The sequence below is a fragment of the Pseudomonas tritici genome, from assembly GCF_014268275.3.
Classification (GTDB): Bacteria; Pseudomonadota; Gammaproteobacteria; order Pseudomonadales; family Pseudomonadaceae; genus Aquipseudomonas; species Aquipseudomonas tritici.
The window spans coordinates 3,317,321-3,334,129 of sequence record NZ_CP077084.1 but is presented as its reverse complement, the minus strand read 5'-3'; the positions used below and the strand labels follow the sequence as shown (position 1 = coordinate 3,334,129).

The window sequence follows — 16,809 nt, the reverse complement described above, 5'->3', positions numbered from 1 at the left end:
CCTCGTCCTCTTTCTCAACCGGCGACGATTCTATCTGCTTTGGCTCATGCGGGGGGGAATTACCCCTACCCCGCGCCATACCTCAATACCTCCCGGACAGCAGCGAACCAAACCCAGGCACATCAGTGCCAAGGCCCAGGCTCTTGAGCATCTGATACGTCGTGGCCACCGAAGACGAAATCACCGGCAGCCCAACTCGATCTTCAATGGGCTGGATCGAGGCCAGCGACGGCATCTGCACACAGGCGGACGCCACGATTGCATCCACGCCAGTGGTGACGAGCCTGCGGGTGATTTCAATCGGTGCTCGCGGGTCCTGCCGGCCGACCTCCAGATTGTCAGAAATCTCCAGCGAGATGCTGTCCACGACTTCGATCCCCTCGCTTTCGATGTAATCAATCACCAACTGCGTCAGGGGTTTCATGTAAGGCGTCAAAATCGACACCTTCTTCGCACCGATCACCTGCAAGCCTTGCACCAATGCACCGGCACTGGTGACAACGGGCGCCGGATGGCCGTTTTCGACGGTGCGCTGGTGCAGGCGCTGTTCGGAAATACGGTGGTAGCCGTTCCCCATGCTCATGATCGCGACCAGGCACGCATAACCCAGCACATCCACATTGGCATCGGAAAGCTCAAGCGCGCAGCGATCGCTGTCCCCGTCCATGGCGGCCAGCTCTTCCTTGGTCACCTTTTTCATCCGCATGCGGCTTGAGTGGAAGGTGAATCGCTCGGGCAAGATCAATTCGCGTGCACGCAAAATGGCCGGGATTTCGGTTTCCATCGTGGTGTTCGAACTCGGCACAATCTGGCCGATACGGTAATAGCGTGGGGCGCTCATGGCTGAGGTTCCTGATTGAGATCGACCGGTGTATCGAAATTGTCCACGGTACTTGCATCCTCGAAACGAGCGGACTGCAACGGACGGCGATTGACCCGCAGATCGAAGATGTCAAAGCGATTGTAATGACCCGAGATGTCGTGCATCTGGCGTGGCTGAATGCAGCGCGACAGGTCGATATCGGCGTAGACGATGCCTTCCTCGTCGATCAACGGCTGGCCAATCACGCGCCCATCCGGGCCGAGGATGCCGGAAAATGCGCTGTTGCGACGTGTGAGCAACTCGCGCGCCTTCGGGAAGTCTGGCTCCAGCGCCTGGATAATCTCTTCAGAGACCGTAGAGCAGGACACCACCGTAAACAGTTTGCCCTCAAAACTGTGGGCGGCCGCACGTACCTTGATCGCCTCGGCCATGTCGTACTCGGGCGGCGCTACCGGCAACGAAATGTAGCTGGCGACGTGCACCAACTCGCCTTCTGCGATCAAGGCAAAACGTGCGAGGGTGTTGGTGTTTTCACCACAGGCCAGGGAACCCAGAGGGCCGACAGAGGTGTCATGCACGCGCAGCGCTGAAGCATCGCCCGGCGCCCAGGTCAGTTTCTCGGCCCAGGTGGGCACCAGCTTGCGATGGCGACCCAGAATCCGGCCTTCATCGGAGATAGTGACCAGCGTGTTGTAGATAGTGCCAATGCCTTTGCTGCTGCGCTCATTGACGCCCACCACCACATTGATGCGATGACGTGCAGCAGCCTGGGCGATCTTGCTGATCTCGGGGCCTGGAATCTCGATCGCTGAGCGCACCAGTTTTTCAAACCAGGGACTGCCTTCAATCGGATTGCCAATCCAACTCCAGTAGGGATAACCCGCAACGAAAACCTCAGGGAAGGCCACCAATTGCGCGCCGTTGCCAGCGGCCTCCTCAATGAGACGAATCACTTTGTCTACTGTGGCGTCAGTGTCCAGAAAAACAGGGGCCGTCTGTACGGCTGCTGCCTTGAATTTAGGTAGTTTAAGCATGGCGATTCATCCGAAATGCGCAGAGAATTCGGGCCGGTCCATCTGGACCGGCCCGATGCTTACTGACTCTTGCCGGTGCGGGGTTCGTTGCCGACCGCGACCACGGGATTACGCAGCGTGCCAATATTTTCGACCCACGCCTCCACCACGTCGCCCGGCCACAGCCACTCTTGCGGCGTACGTCCGGCGCCCACGCCTGCCGGGGTACCGGTGGCAATAATGTCGCCCGGTTCCAGGGTGATACCGGCACTGATGTCGCTGATCAGCGTCGGAATATTGAACAGCAGGTGGCGGGTATTGGAGCTCTGTTTCTCCACCCCGTTGACCTTGAGGGTGAGCTTCAGGTTGTGCGGGTCGCCGATTTCATCCGCTGTGACGATGACCGGCCCCAACGGGGCGTAGGTGTCCTGCCCCTTGGAATAGATCCACTGACCGGCGCGGCGGTTATCCCGCGCGCTGATGTCGTTGAGCACGGTGTAGCCAAACACATAGTTCAGCGCGTCGCCCTCACCTACACGCTTGGCGCGGCTGCCCATGATGACCGCCAGCTCAACTTCCCAATCCATCTGGCGGGTAATGGCTTCGTTGTGCTCGATCGCATCGCCCGGACCGATCACTGTCGTCGGCGGTTTGGAGAAAATCACTGGCTGCTTGGGAAGCTCTTTGGACGTATCCAGCGTGCGGCTTGATTCCTCAACGTGCTCAACATAGTTCAGGCCAATGCCGAAGATATTTTTGCGCGGCTTGGGGATGGGCGCCAACAGCCTGACGTTAACCAACGGTAAAGCGCTGTTCAGTGGCCACTTGCCGGCGTAGCTCTCGAGCAACGCCGTGGTGCTCGTCACGGCGTGCGGCCCCAGGTCGATAAAGTCCAGAATATCCGCCGGCAATGCCTGGCCGGCGTGAGCCCCCAGGTACTGCAGGTCAATGACCAGGTCGCCCACAATGGCCCCCAGTCGAGCGGCGGCGTTTACGTGGGCGCGATAGGTTACGAGTCGCATAATCGAAAATCTCCAGATAAAAAATTCAGGGTTGATTCAACGTTCCGGCACTAAGCCGATGGCAAAACCGGCTGATGACCGCCGAAGTCCGCCAGTGCCTCTTCGCGGTACAGGCCGAGCTTTTCCATCACCGGCAAATCGCTGAAGCAGAACAAACAGGCGTCTTCACTCGGGTTGGTGTTGACGTGCTCATGCCAGGCCCAGGACGGCACACAAAAAATGTCACGCTCCTGCCAATCAAAGCGCTGACCGTTGATGATCGAGTAGCCTTGGCCCTTGGCGACCTGATACAGAAAGCTACCGGTATGACGATGCGCTTTGCCGACGAATCCCGGACGCAGCAACTGCATACTGGCGCCGATCGTTGCCAGGACGTGGCCGCCATCCACAGGGTTGGTGTAGTGCATCAACGCACCATCGAAAGGGTTGTCGTCGCGGGCAGATGAGTAGCGCAGCAGCGCCTCGTAGGTCGGCTCCCACTGGTACTTGAACAGCGGCGAATAGGGCTTGGTCCAGCCGATGTTGTCGGGGCGCAAACCCGCAGCCCCCCACAGGCTCACCAAGTCATCGACGGGATAGCCGACGGCCTGCCGCAAGTCTGGATGCACGGCATAAAAACCGGCCTCCATGGCATTCACCAGCGGGATGTCCAGGCCGTCCTGCCAAATACACGGCTGGCCACCCGCCTCCACCCCGTGCTCGTGCCACGTGCCGTTGGGGGTCAATACAAAGTCATTTCGGCCCAAGGTCATTTTGTGGCCATCGACAACGGTGTAGGCGCCTTCCCCTTCCATGATGAAGCGCAAGGCCGAGGCCGAATGTGCATGCGCCGAGGCGCATTCGCCCGGATTCATGACTTGCAAGCCCGAGTACAGCCAGCCCACCGCTGCCGAAACCTCAGTGCGTCCTGGATTGTTTAGGTAGATCACCCGGCGCCCGGCTTTTTCCGGGGTCACGAGTGCAATTGAACGCAGCACATGCTCGCGCAGATCGCGATAGCGCCAGATCACCGGCACTGAACTCGACTTGGGCTCCCAAGGCTCAATCTTGTTGGCCACGGTCCAAAGGGCACCCGTCTGCAATTGGTCCAGCTCGCGGTAGTAAGCTACCAGTTCAGCCGTGTCTTCCACGTCTGCACGCCCTTCGATGCCTTCACGGTATTGGTCATACGAGTTTGTCATAATCTTCTCCTTCTCAAGGATGCAGTGGGCTCTCGGCCCTCAGGACTTGCTCCGGGTGAAGCTGCGCTCAAGCTGGTCCTTGCCCCACAGCAAGGGCTTGGGCCATTCGACGTCATGCCAGCCCAACCGGGCGCTTTCTCGCAGCAGCCAGGCCGAGTCCGCCAGGTACGGTCGAGACACTGCGCACAAGTCGGCACGACCCGAGGCAATGATGCCGTTGACCTGATCGGCCTCGGTAATCGCACCCACCGCGATAGTCGGCACGCCCGCTTCGTTGCGGATGCGATCGGCGAAGGGGGTCTGGTACATACGGCCATACACCGGCTGCTGGTCCGGCACCACCTCGCCCGAAGAAACGTCAATCATGTCCGCACCGCCCGCGCTCAAGCTTCGGGCGATCTCCACGGCTTCATCAACACTCGTGCCACCCTGCGCCCAATCAGTGGCCGAGATCCGTACCGAGATCGGCAAGTGCTCAGGCCAGGCTCGACGCACCGCAGCCAATACTTGCAAAGGGAAACGCAGGCGATTGGCTAACGAACCGCCGTATTCGTCGCTGCGTTGATTGGTAAGCGGCGATAGAAAGCTTGAGAGCAAAAATCCATGTCCGGCCTGCAATTCAAGCCAGTCAAAACCTGCTTGTGCGGCGCGACTTGCAGCCTCGGCAAACTGTTCACAGATGCGCGCCAGGTCAGCGTGCGTAGCTTCGGCAGGCACTTGAGAAACGCCTGCCAGATAGGGCAGCGCACTGGCACTGAGCAGCGGCCAATTACCTTCAGCCTGCGGGTGATCGGGTTTTTCCCAGCCCAACTGCGTAGACCCGCGACGCCCCGCGTGATTGAGCTGTACGCCAATGCGCACGCTGCTTTGAGCGTGGGCAAAGTCGGTGATGCGCTTCCACGCCGACACCTGCTCGGCGTTCCACAAGCCGGGGTCCCCCGCGCTGATTCGCGCATCGGCACTCACGGCCGTGGCCTCCGCCAGCACCAGGCCTGCACCACCCAGGGCCTGACTGCCGAGATGGACCAGGTGGAAGTCACCAGGAACCCCATCCTGGCTGGAATACAGCAACGTCGGAGACACCACGACGCGGTTTTTCAGCGTCACACCGCGAACGGTGTAAGGGGTCAAGAACGGTGGGCGTGGTCGTTCGTCTTCACGCGTTGCCACCGCAGCACGCTTCGCGAGCCAACGCTCGTAACCTTCAAGCCATTGGGCGTCGCGCAGACGCAGGTTTTCGTGAGAGATACGCTGCGAGCGGGTGAGCAGTGAATAGGCGAATTGCTCCGGTTCCAGGCTGGCGTAACGCTCTACGTTCTCGAACCACTCGGTGGAGTTGCGCGCTGCATTCTGGATCTTCAACACTTCAATGCCGCGTACTTGCTCGTAATGCGCCAAGCGCTCACGCAGATCGCCGCCGGCTTTGAGGGTGTTGCACAACTCGATGGCATCTTCCAACGCCAGCTTGGTACCCGAGCCGATAGAGAAGTGTGCGGAATGTGCGGCATCCCCCATCAGCACCACCGGTACATCGCCACCGTCGGCACCCAGAGGCTGCGTCCACTGCACCCACTTGTTACAGATCACTCGCGGAAAACGAATCCAGATGGCCGCGCCGCGCAGGTGCGAGGCATTAGAGATCAGCGGCTCACCGTTCAGCCAAGGCGCAAACAGTTTTTCACAGTAGGCAATGCCCTCCTCCTGAGACATCTGCTCGATACCCGATGCCTGCCAGGTAGCATCCGTGGTTTCAATGATGAATGTGGAGAAGCCATTTTCGAACTGGTAAGCGTGGGCCTGGAACCAGCCATGCTCGGTCTGCACGAAGATAAAGGTAAACGCGTCAAACACTTTGTGTGTACCCAGCCAGACAAAACGGCAATCTCGCTGGTCGATGTCGGGCTGGAAAGTCTGGGCATAACGCGTGCGCACAGGGCTGTTGATACCATCGCAAGCAATCACCAGATCAGCGTTGTACTGACGAGCGACCTCCTGATCGTCTAGCACCGTGGTTTCGAAAACCAGCTTCACCCCCACTTCTTCGCAGCGCGCCTGCAGGATATTGAGCAGCTTTTTTCGACCGATTCCGATAAATCCGTGGCCTGCGCTACGCACCTGGCGACCCTTGAAATGGATGTCGATGTCGTCCCAACGGCTGAACTCATCAACGATGGTTTGCGCCGACACCGGATCGGCTTCGCGCAGGTTGTCCAGGGTTGCATCAGAGAACACTACGCCCCAGCCAAAGGTGTCGTAAGGTCGATTGCGCTCCAGCACAACAATCTCGTTGGCCGGGTTCTGCAGTTTCATCAGCAGGCCGAAATACAAGCCGGCGGGACCACCGCCAATGCAGGCAATTTTCACATTGCGCTCCTTTCGTTTTTGTCTTTTTCAAGGGAGGGGGAAGCGCTCAACGCTTGGCGAAGCACGCTCGGCAATTCAATGGCCTGGTGACTGATCAGCGAGGTCGATACCAGCACCTGTGTGACGCTCATCCGAACCTCACCTTCAAGGTCCGTACACGCCAGTGCCAGGGTCAACGACTTACCGCCAAGCCTGACCACCTCAAGGCTCAGAATAACGTCGTCGCCCATCCGGCTGATGGCCCGAAAGTCGGCTTCAAGCCGCACCGTCGGCAACCCGAAATGCAGCTTGCCGATGTAGCCGGCGAATCCCACCTCAGGCAGGAGCTCGTCGATCCAGGTCTCCAGCAAGTTGTTGAACATCACAAAGTACTGCGGGTAAAACACGATGCCGGCCGGGTCGCACTCTGAGAAACGGATGCGGTGTTTGCGGGTAAATGTGCTCGCATTCATAAGCAACTATCCTTCGAGGGGTAAGGCGTGGCGCTGCAAGCATTCGCGCAGCTTGTGACCGTGCTCATCGGCCAACGCCGCGTCGCGCAGTTCGCGCAGCGTCGCTGGCGCCATGAGCCGCAGGTGCTTATCCACCACCGCCATCACGGTTTCGTAATTTTTCAAACCTCGGGCGTGGGTGTCGCTGTACCCCTTGACCAGGCGCTGGCACTGAGCCGCTTCCAGCGCCAACGCAGGGTCCAGCGCAGCCAGCGTATGCAGACGCTGCAACCAGGTTTCAATACGGCTGTTTTCCTGGCTGTAACGCAGCGTCACACGGCGCCAGCGACGCACGCGCGACAAGCCGTAAAGCAGGAGAAAACCGCTCAAGGCACTGGTCTTGATCGTTCGCCCTTGCTGGGTGAAACGAGCCACCAGACGGTGCGCCCAGTTCGGTTGCGCCAGCCAGCGGCCCAGGCCTGCGGGCAGGGTTTCGCAAATTTCTTCGATGCGCGGGTGCATGTACTCTTCGATATCGAGCACCTGATCATCACGGGAACGAACCTCACCCCGCACCCGATCAAAGCGGCTGCTGCGAGTCTTAAGGTCTGCCACCCGAATGGTGTCCTCATAGGACATCCACAGCGCCAGGTAACGAGCGGTCTCACGCAGCAACTCGACATCCTGGCCGCCGGGAGCAGCGGCCAATGCTTCAAGGCGGTCCAGGTACAAACGCGCATAGTCCGGATCCTGGTAATCGATAAGCCGCCGCACGCCCTCTGTGACAAGCTCCGCAACCGGTAAACGCCGTGCACGCTCAACCAAGCCGGCAACCACTGGGTGCTGGGGCTGCGCAGCAATAGCAGGGCTGACTTTGGCTGAAACGCTCGGTGCTCGCTCCTGATCCTGCGTCTCGCGCGTCATGGCATAACCGAGCTCAAACGCTTTGAGACTCGGTTTGACTCCCACACCGCCGCGCTCAATGGTCTGCTGAAATTGCGCCCGGTTGAAGGGCAGCACCCCGGTGCCGCTGAGAGCGCCAAACAACACAGCACTGATCACGCTGCCGGCGCTCTCGGCCGCCTTCTCCATATCGAAGCTGACGAACGTCTTGGCCGCTCGACGGGCCTGGAGCAACAGCGCAGCGCTATCGACCCGGCCATCGCCCATGGCTGACTTCTCGGCAATCGAATACACCCGGTGAGTCGAGGTCACGAAGGTCGTGCGGTCGCTGGTAACGAGACCGCGCTGCACTGCGCGCCCGCCTTCCATCAATTCCGAGGCCAGCACGATATCGACATCGCCCGGCAGCGGAGCCTGCGACAGCACCGGTACACGTGCTTGCGGTACATCGGCGCCTGGGAACAGCTCCACATAATAAATAGTGGCCCCGGTGCGCTGCGCGACCCCGGGAACGGACGTCGTCTGCGCGAAGTAACCATTTTCTTCACCCAGGTTGACGATCCAGTCGGCGAGTACGCCGCCGCCTTCCCCCCCCATGGCGAGGATGGCAATTTTGATAGGCTCACTGGACATGGAAAAACTCCGGGCAAACGTGAAAGGTGTAACGTGCAGACAAATGTCCTGGCACACCGACGGTGCTGATCAATGGCTGATCGTGGTTCATGGCATCCCTCATCAGAACGCATACCGCGAGCGACGCCGGGCATCAGCGCTCTGCAACCAGCCGATCACCGCCGAACGCAGGCGTTGGCTGAAGATGTCCCAACGTGTGGGGTTACTGACTATTTGGGCGCGGTAAAACGATGGGCAGAGCACCGCCGCATGGGCGACCTCGCCGCAGTTCCCACACCCCACGCAGCTGTCCATCACCATTGCCACCGGATCGAGTCGCAGCGGATCCGGGTTATCGCGAATCGACAACGAGGGGCAGCCCGACAAACGAATGCACGAGTGATCGCCGGTACAGGTGTCCGGGTCGATGCCGAAACGCTCGCGCACCACACGCTTGCCATCGGCGATGGCTTTGCGCACCACCTTCTTCTCGCGCCGCTGCAAATTGAGCATGCATTCGCTCTGCGCGATCAGGACCTTGGGTCCGGTTTCTTGAGTGGTTAAGGCTTCGCGCAGGGTCGAGACCATTGCCTTGAGGTCATAGGTTCGTTTGATCGTGCGCACCCACTCGACCCCCACGCCCTTGACCGCGCGTTCGATCTCATGACCCGTACTGCGCGAGGCATTGACCGCCCGTGACGACAACAGGTCCTGGCCACCCGTAGCCGAGGCGTAGTTGTTGTCGATGATGATGGTCAGGTTATCGCTGCGGTTGAAGACGCCGTTGGCAATCCCGCTGGTCAAACCGTTGTGCCAAAAGCCACCGTCACCCATCAGCGAAATGGCGCGCTTGCTGGAGGGTGCATTGCCCGGCGCCACGTTGAAGGCAGCCGCACTCGCCGCGCCCAGGCCATAACCCATCGTCGTACTGCCGAGGTTGAACGGCGGTAAAATCGAAAACAGATGGCAGCCAATGTCGGCACTGATGTGATGTTTACCCAGCTCACGCTCAACCAACTTGATCGCCGTGAAAATCGGCCGCTCGGGGCACCCCGTGCACAATCCTGGTGGTCGAGGGTGGACGATCTGATCCAGCGACGGACCAGCAAATGCCTCAACCGGTAGCATCACAATCGGGATGCCAAGGCTCAGAGGGTCAACCACCGGGGCCTTGGGCTCGACGATGCCATAGCGCTCCAGAAAAGCCCGCACCCCGCCAAGGATCGTCGCGGTGTTGTAGTCCCCTGTGAGCGGCAACATATCCTTGCCATGCAGCGCAATGTCCAGCCCCAACTGGCGCAAAATCGCCGAGACGTTTTGCTCTACGAAATTGGGCTGGCCCTCCTCCAGAATCAGGATCGCGCGCTTGCCTTTGCAGAAGCGTTCGTACTCTTCGTCGACCAGCGGATAGGCCACGTTCATGACGTAGAGAGGAATTTTCGAGACCCCGTAGACATCCGACAGACCAAGCTTTTGCAACGCACGAATCAGCGTATTGTAGTTGCCTCCTTGCAACGCGATGCCTACGTCGGCATCGCCCTCGGAGAAAAACTCGTTGAGCTGGCGCTCCTTGATAAACCGAATAGCCGCTGGCCAGCGCAGCTGAATTTTTTCACGCTCATGCAGAAAGCTCGCCGGGGGCAATACAATGCGGTCGATGTCTCGGGCCGGACTCTCCATCGCATCCTTGACCGTAAACGCTGGCGGACGGTTATCGGAGGTCAAAAACTGGCCATGCAAGTGGCAGGAGCGAATCCGCATCTGCAACATCACGGGGGTGTTACTCGCCTCGGACAGATCGAAGCCGTCCTTGACCGCTTGTACGATGCACGGCAGGTTGGGACGAGGATCCAGCAGCCACATTTGCGACTTCATGGCAAACGCATGGCTACGCTCCTGCATGATCGAGGAGCCCTCGCCATAGTCCTCGCCGACAATAATCAACGCCCCCCCGGTCACACCGCCCGACGCCAGGTTGGCCAGAGCATCGGAAGCCACGTTAGTGCCAACGGTCGCCTTGAATGTAATCGCGCCGCGCAATGGATAGTTGACCGAGGCTGCCAGCATCGCCGCCGCTGTCGCCTCGCTGGCACTGTTCTCGAAACGAATTCCGTACTCGCCCAAAATGTCCTGGGCATCAGAAAGCACGTCCATCAAATGCGAGATGGGAGAGCCCTGGTATCCCCCAACATAAGCCACGCCCGACTCCAGTAACGCCTTGGTTACCGCCAGGATGCCCTCGCCGTTGAAAACCTCTCCGGCGCCAGCGCGTAACTTCTTCACTTCCTGGACAAAGGATCGTTCGGCCATGTCGGTTATCTCTCAGATCTGTTTAACAAATTTTCTTATGTCCCCTACCTTCATACGGACAAAGCGATGCGTCAATGCATGATTAATCATGCAAACCATCTTGTGGCCAAATTCGGATATGGATAGCGGTACGAGGATAAAGAGAGGGCTGGCTGGCAGCCTTTAGCAGAAGGAAGCTCATCAAAACGGGCGCAGCAAAAAACGTGCAAAGCGGCGCAAAAAAATACCCGTTGCTGCTGAAAAGGCTTGATCGTTAACCGCTCGTAGTCATCCGTCGACTGAGGACGCACGCCGTCTATCGACAGTGAAGGTCATGCATTGCTTTTTCCAGCAAACCATGAGAAATATATTTCCTACGAAGTAGCATATGAATATTCATATAAAAATAATCAGGCTGCAAAGCAGCCAAACTCCGCGAGGGGTATAAACCGTGCTGAACATTCAAGCCTCGACCTATCCACCCACACGTAGCAAGACCGCAAGCTTTTCTGTAGAGCGAGCACTGTGCGAGCCGGAGCGGCTGCTGTTCGCGTCCACGGATTTGGACCAGGTCAGATCAATGGTGGGTCAGGTCATCGCCAACCATCACATCAAACAAACCAATGGTGCCGAACGCCTGGACGCACGCATGCACTACGTGACCCTGGGCGACATCTCATTGAGTCGTCTGCGCTATGGCGCGAGCGTCCAGATCGAGCGCGGCGCCCTGGAGAACTGCTTCCTGGTGCAAATGCCTCTGCAGGGTGCCGCCGCCGTCGAAAGCGGCAGTCAGCGAATTGAATCGTCGTTTAAGCTGGCCTCGGTCCTGAGCCCTGGCGACAGTGCAAAAATGCACTGGAATGGCGATAGCGATCAGATCATTTTGCGCATCTCGCGCTCACTGGTTGAGCGCACGCTGGTTGGCCATTTAGGCCATCCCCTGGAACAGCCGCTACGCTTTGAGCTGGGTTTTCAATGGCAAGAGTGCGCCCCTTGGCGATGCCTGCTCTCCTACCTCCTGGACTGCGCGACCCATTACCCCCATCTGGCGCAGCACAAGCTGATCATGACCCAAATCGAGCAACTGACCGCCTCAACGCTGTTGATGACCCATCAGCACAACTACAGCCAAACCGTGCCGGCACGGCGCAGCACCATCCTGCCCCGGCATGTACGCCGAGCTCAGGATTACCTCCAGTCACATGCACACGAGCCGATCACTGCCGAACAGCTCGCGTTGGCCGCCGGCGTCAGCCTGCGCAGTCTCTATACAGGCTTCAAGGACTTCCTGGGCGTCAGTCCAATGCACTATCTGCGCGACCTGCGCATGGCACAGGTGCATACCGAGCTGACCAGTGGGGAAGTCACCAACATCGGGGGCGTCGCGCTGCGCTGGGGCTTCACGCATATGGGCCGGTTCAGCAACGACTACAAGCTACGCTACGGCGAAACACCGAGCCAGACCTTGCGCCGCCACTAAACCAACAACCCTGATTCCTGCGTTTCTGGAGGTTCCACTTTGGCCACTCAACAATTTACAGCCCCACATATCGGACTCACGGTTCCCGACCTCGATGCAGCCATTGACTGGTATATCAGTGTGCTCGGGTTTCGCCTGCTCACAGGTCCCCTCACAGTGAGCGAGCATGACAACCCGCTGGGCAAAGCCGCCCAGGCGATTTATGGCGAAGGCTACGGACACTTTCGCTTTGCCCATCTAGCCACCCCCGACAATGTCGGTCTGGAGCTGTTCCAGTTTCAGGCGACACCGTCGCAACCCAAGGAAAACCCCTTTGAGTTCTGGCTCAGTGGCTACAACCATATGGGTCTCACCGCACCTGATGCCAATGTGACCGAGGCTGTTGCGCGGGTAGTGGCGGCAGGCGGCAAGGATCGAAGCGGTACACTGAAAATAAACCCCGATAAAGGCTATCAAATTGCCTACTGTCAGGACCCTTGGGGCTCCATCATCGAGTTCTGCTCACATCCTTACGTAAAGATGTGGGACGCAAAGCCTGCCGCCGAATAGGCCGCTCTCTCGCGAGTCCAAACGCAGTTCGGCCCTGCGGTTGTTAACCGCAGGGCCGAATGGGTGCCTCGCAACTTTCAGACTGTTATTTGGCCGGTGCGATTGCCTGCGCCACCAGTACTCCAGACCCTGCCCCCAATCCAGGGCCAGGGTGGGTCGAACCGCCGATATGAAACACATTTTTCACCGGCGTCCGATTCGCCCGAGCTCGCCCAGCACTGGCGAAGGGCCGCAGCCAGACAAACTGATCCAGCGTACACACTCCCGAGTACGGGTCGCCGCCCACCAAGTTGCAATTGAGCTGCTCAAGGTCCGCCGGCGAATAGGATCGGCGGTCTAAAATGCGCGAGCCCAGCCCAGGCATCACCCGCTCCATGCGCGCCTGCACCCGATCGGCGAACGCTTCGCGCACCTCTTCGCTCCAGTGACCATCGGCAGGCACCTCAATCAAGTCCGCCGCATCGCCCTTGAGCCGCGAAGGTACGTCCAGCAATTGAACCCACAAGATCCACCCACCCTCAGGCGCCCGTGAAACGTCGACCACCACCGGTTGGCCAATGACGAGCGTCGGCCGTGCCGGCAACCAACCATTATTAGCTTCGGTGGCCGATGCGCTGACCTGCTCCATGCTCTCGGTCATATGCACCACCGGCACCTTGAGCAATTCTTCTTCCAGCCAGGCGGGAGGCTCACTCAGTGAAAAATGAATCTGCATCGCGGCACGCCCGTAGCGATAGGCTGCCGCACGTTCACGGACTTCTACCGACACATCGGGCAGTAATCCGCCATAGAGCTGCTGCGGCGTCACGTTACACACCACCGCATCAGCCGCCGCGAAAACACGGCCGTCAGACAACCGCACCCCGGTCGCCCGGCTTTTGCGCCCCTGTCCTTCAACCAACACGCGCTCAACGTGAGTGCCGGTCAAAAGCTGCCCGCCGCTCTGCTCGATAATCTTCGCCAGCGCTTCTACCAAGCGTGAGCCTCCACCCTTGATGACCGGCATCCCCCCGCTCACCACCGCTGCGAAGGTGAGCTTGCCTATCAATGCCGAACAGGCATCATCAGGCCCCAGGCCCGAATGTAACGCCCAGGGAGCAATCAAAGCCCGCGTTGTATCCGAGCGCAACGCTTGTGCAGACCAACGCCGAAAGCTTTCCAGTGCCCCGGCTGCGAACGCCATCAAGCCGTCGACCCCGCGCTTTCGCCATTCACTGAACAGCAACTTGAGCAGCCCCAGGCCATACGGGTTTTTACCCAGCAGACCAAAGGTCAGCGCCGCATCACGGCCGAACATGTTCTTGGCCATAAGCTCAATCGCCTGGCCATCTCCTGGCTCCAGCGCATCCAGGCGGCGAACCGTATCGGCCAGATCCTTGAGCGCCAGGCCATGGCCATCCGGCCGGACCAAACCGGTCGAGTACTCGGAGAACAACACCTGTAAACCGACCTTTTCCAGCGCGGGCTTAAGCTCGGCATACCCAGGGCTCCCTATGAAAAGCGGATACCACGAGGACAACACCTCATGCTGATAGCCTGCAAACAACTCCTCTGTACGAATACAGCCGCCGAGTCGATCACTGCGCTCGAGCACCAGCACACGCTTGCCACGAGCAGCCAACAGCGCTGCGCCTACCAGCGAATTGATACCGCTACCGACAAAAATAACCTGAGAATCAGACACGCCCTATCTCCTATGCGACTAATGCCAGAACCCGCAGCGGACTACCTGATCCGCCCTCGATTTTCAGCGGGGCAGAAATGATCAACGCGCCTTGAGGAGGTAACAGGTCAAGGTTTTTCAGGCATTGCAAACCATAGCGATTAGAACCATGCATTAACGTGTGGCAGGGGTAAGCCACAGGCCAGGAGTAAGACTGGCCCGCGTCGGTATTGATGGTCTCGACGCCAAAACCGTGCACGTTACGCTGCTCAATCAACCACTCGACAGCTTCCTGCGTGGGGCCTGGCGTATGGGCGCCGTCCTCGCGCATATTGAGAAATGCAGCCGCATCATCGGCCCGTAGCGACCAGTCGCTACGCAAAAACACCCATGCCCCGGCCGGGATTTGGCCATGACGTTGCTCCCAGACTTCCAGGAACGGGACGGTCAACAACCAGTCCTCATTACCCGCCACCTCGGCGCTGGCATCAAGCACCACAGCAGGTGCAATAAAGTTCTCCACAGCTATCGTGTCAACGCTGTTATTGGGATGATCGCGTCCGCTGATCCAGTGCACCGGTGCGTCAAAGTGGGTGCCCGTATGCTCGCCGCAGGTGAAGTTGTTCCAGTACCAGCCAGGCCCGGCTTCGTCGTACTGCGAAATGCGCTCCATTGAAAACGACTGGACCTGGCCAAACTGCGCAGGCAATTGCAAGCTCGGAAAGGAAGGCGACAGGGTTTGTGTCAGGTCGACAATGCGTAGCTCGCCACCCGCTAGCTGCGCCATCAGCGCCGACAAAATTGTTGTAGTTGGGGCTGTCATCAAGAGCTCTCCGGCCATTGGATTAAATAGTTGTATATCAGATACCTGGCATTTGCTGACCCTGGCACATCCGGTAGCTGTACCGAATGCACCAGACGCTACGGCCATGCTCAATCAACGGGCGCTCCAACGTGCGGGGCCCATCGTGCAGGTACTGACTATGTGCCCTGTAGCTGACAAGCCACTATCCAGCAATCGCAGTGACTATCCACAGACTGCCTCTTTCGTGTTTTTTAGTCCGTCCGTTATCCCGCTTGACTGCTGACGACCGGTTTGCCGTTCATTAACGCACTGAGAACCGGATAAAGCACAAATGAGGACAGCAGCGAGGTCACGAACTCAATCGGAATCCAGGGCTTGAACCCATAGCGTGCCAGCAGAAAACCGACCACCACGGTGATCAACCCTGGCCAATTGAACTCAGCGATTCCAATCCGTGCGCGCCGCGAAGCAACCCAGAAATAATCGGCGATGATGATCCCGGCAAAACACGTCGTCAGCACCCCAAGCACGGTGATGAAGCCATTAACCCAGTCCAGAATCGAACCGGCCAACATCAGGCAGGCAATCACGTTGGACAACACCACAAAGGTCAGGCGACCGGGTCGCCAGCCGATCGTCACGTCAAACAAATTGGTCAACGACAATGACGAACTGTAGGTATTGAGCACCTGGGCTTTGCCTTGAGCCAAAAACAACAGAATCGCGCCCAGCGAACCGCCGAACACAATAAAGGCCGCAGCGACACTGTCAGGACTTTGCAACACTGCCTGCACAGCATCGACATGGGAAACGCCACGTGACACGTAATAGCTGACCAACTGCTCGGTGCCGGCGTACATTAAAATTGCCCCGACCAAGAGCATGATGATGTCCATAAAAATATTACCGAACACGGCGGCAATCAGCACATCTTTGGACGATTTGGCATAACGTCCCAGGTCGCCATCAATTAAGGCCAAGGCACCGGCAGAACCGATTAGGACATTGACGCAAAATCCAAACTTACCCATGGGTGTATCAGCGCCCATCCTGACCAATATCTCTTGAGGAAACTGCGCGCCAAAACTTAATACCTGATTCCAGTTCTGACCGGAGACATTAATCACGTCAAACATCATGTAGCCCAGCAACAGCAAGAAGGCCACCAATGTATAAGACGCCACTTTTGATACCAATTCAAAGCCGAAGGCCGTGAGCAATATCCAAATCGACGTCATCACACCGTACACAACCACTTGCAACCAAAGTGTATCATCGAGACTCAACCAAAATAGCAGCCCCTTATACAGCAGGGCATTTTCCAGCGCGATAAACCCGGTAATCATGAAACCGAACGTCAGCGCCACCAGCGCTGAGCCACGACGGCCAAAACCATGTTGGCGAGCCAACATGGAACTGGCCAGACCCGTTTTATAGGCAACGTGCCCAACGCCCCAACCCAGTAGTGCACCGACGACGGTTACTAGTATCCCCGCCAACACCCCGATCCAGATACCGGCAACAAATGTCACTAACGCTCCGATGAATATCTGAATCAAAGTAGTGACGATACCGGTGGTACTCCAGGACAACTGAAGCCAACCATGTCTCGCACTGTCGGGTACCGGACTCAACGAATGATCATCGGTATTAGAGTTATTAACAGCCATCACG

At 58.4% G+C, this 16,809-nt stretch carries 13 protein-coding genes; 2 read left to right on the top strand and 11 right to left on the bottom strand.

Features of this window, described 5'->3' with window-relative positions; genetic code table 11:
* Positions 1-82 precede the first annotated feature (82 nt).
* The 8 genes from HU722_RS14850 to HU722_RS14815 form a co-directional block, all read right to left on the bottom strand.
* A complete protein-coding gene (locus HU722_RS14850) occupies positions 83-841 on the bottom strand; it encodes a maleate cis-trans isomerase family protein (protein WP_105162203.1) in 759 nt (252 codons plus the stop codon).
* Positions 838-1,857 (bottom strand): carbon-nitrogen hydrolase family protein, encoded by a 1,020-nt coding sequence (locus HU722_RS14845; protein WP_105162202.1) that lies wholly within the window; start codon positions 1,855-1,857, stop codon positions 838-840. The genes HU722_RS14850 and HU722_RS14845 overlap by 4 nt, the downstream gene beginning before the upstream one ends.
* Before the next feature lie 59 nt (positions 1,858-1,916).
* On the bottom strand, positions 1,917-2,858 hold the full coding sequence (locus HU722_RS14840) for a fumarylacetoacetate hydrolase family protein (RefSeq protein WP_186753755.1): 942 nt from the start codon (positions 2,856-2,858) through the stop codon (positions 1,917-1,919).
* Between the two features lie 50 nt (positions 2,859-2,908).
* On the bottom strand, positions 2,909-4,039 hold the full coding sequence (locus tag HU722_RS14835; protein ID WP_105162200.1) for a cupin domain-containing protein: 1,131 nt from the start codon (positions 4,037-4,039) through the stop codon (positions 2,909-2,911).
* Positions 4,040-4,078: 39 nt separating this feature from the next.
* Positions 4,079-6,403 (bottom strand): bifunctional salicylyl-CoA 5-hydroxylase/oxidoreductase, encoded by a 2,325-nt coding sequence (locus tag HU722_RS14830; RefSeq protein WP_210172764.1) that lies wholly within the window; start codon positions 6,401-6,403, stop codon positions 4,079-4,081.
* A complete protein-coding gene (locus tag HU722_RS14825) occupies positions 6,400-6,855 on the bottom strand; it encodes an acyl-CoA thioesterase (protein WP_105162198.1) in 456 nt (151 codons plus the stop codon). Before HU722_RS14825 ends, HU722_RS14830 begins: the two co-directional genes overlap by 4 nt.
* 6 nt (positions 6,856-6,861) lie before the next feature.
* A complete protein-coding gene (locus tag HU722_RS14820) occupies positions 6,862-8,370 on the bottom strand; it encodes an indolepyruvate oxidoreductase subunit beta family protein (protein WP_186754800.1) in 1,509 nt (502 codons plus the stop codon).
* Between the two features lie 102 nt (positions 8,371-8,472).
* Positions 8,473-10,659 carry a thiamine pyrophosphate-dependent enzyme gene (locus HU722_RS14815; RefSeq protein WP_186754802.1) on the bottom strand — a complete coding sequence of 729 codons (2,187 nt, stop codon included), beginning with the start codon at positions 10,657-10,659 and terminating at the stop codon, positions 8,473-8,475.
* A 430-nt stretch (positions 10,660-11,089) separates the two neighbouring features.
* Here HU722_RS14815 and HU722_RS14810 point away from each other — a divergent pair, with 430 nt between their 5' ends.
* Both HU722_RS14810 and HU722_RS14805 read left to right on the top strand, forming a co-directional pair.
* Positions 11,090-12,118 (top strand): AraC family transcriptional regulator, encoded by a 1,029-nt coding sequence (locus tag HU722_RS14810; protein WP_202895316.1) that lies wholly within the window; start codon positions 11,090-11,092, stop codon positions 12,116-12,118.
* A 39-nt stretch (positions 12,119-12,157) separates the two neighbouring features.
* Complete coding sequence (locus tag HU722_RS14805) at positions 12,158-12,667, top strand: VOC family protein (protein ID WP_186754804.1); 510 nt, start codon at positions 12,158-12,160, stop codon at positions 12,665-12,667.
* 85 nt (positions 12,668-12,752) lie between these two features.
* On the opposite strand, the gene HU722_RS14800 is transcribed toward HU722_RS14805, so the two are convergent.
* The 3 genes from HU722_RS14800 to HU722_RS14790 all read right to left on the bottom strand — a co-directional run bounded on the left by HU722_RS14800 (position 12,753) and on the right by HU722_RS14790 (position 16,805).
* On the bottom strand, positions 12,753-14,351 hold the full coding sequence (locus tag HU722_RS14800) for a phytoene desaturase family protein (protein ID WP_186754806.1): 1,599 nt from the start codon (positions 14,349-14,351) through the stop codon (positions 12,753-12,755).
* Positions 14,352-14,361: 10 nt separating this feature from the next.
* Positions 14,362-15,153, bottom strand: a complete 792-nt coding sequence (locus HU722_RS14795) for a cyclase family protein (RefSeq protein ID WP_186754808.1) — start codon at positions 15,151-15,153, stop codon at positions 14,362-14,364.
* Positions 15,154-15,398: 245 nt separating this feature from the next.
* Complete coding sequence (locus tag HU722_RS14790; RefSeq protein WP_225930624.1) at positions 15,399-16,805, bottom strand: purine-cytosine permease family protein; 1,407 nt, start codon at positions 16,803-16,805, stop codon at positions 15,399-15,401.
* Positions 16,806-16,809 lie beyond the last annotated feature (4 nt).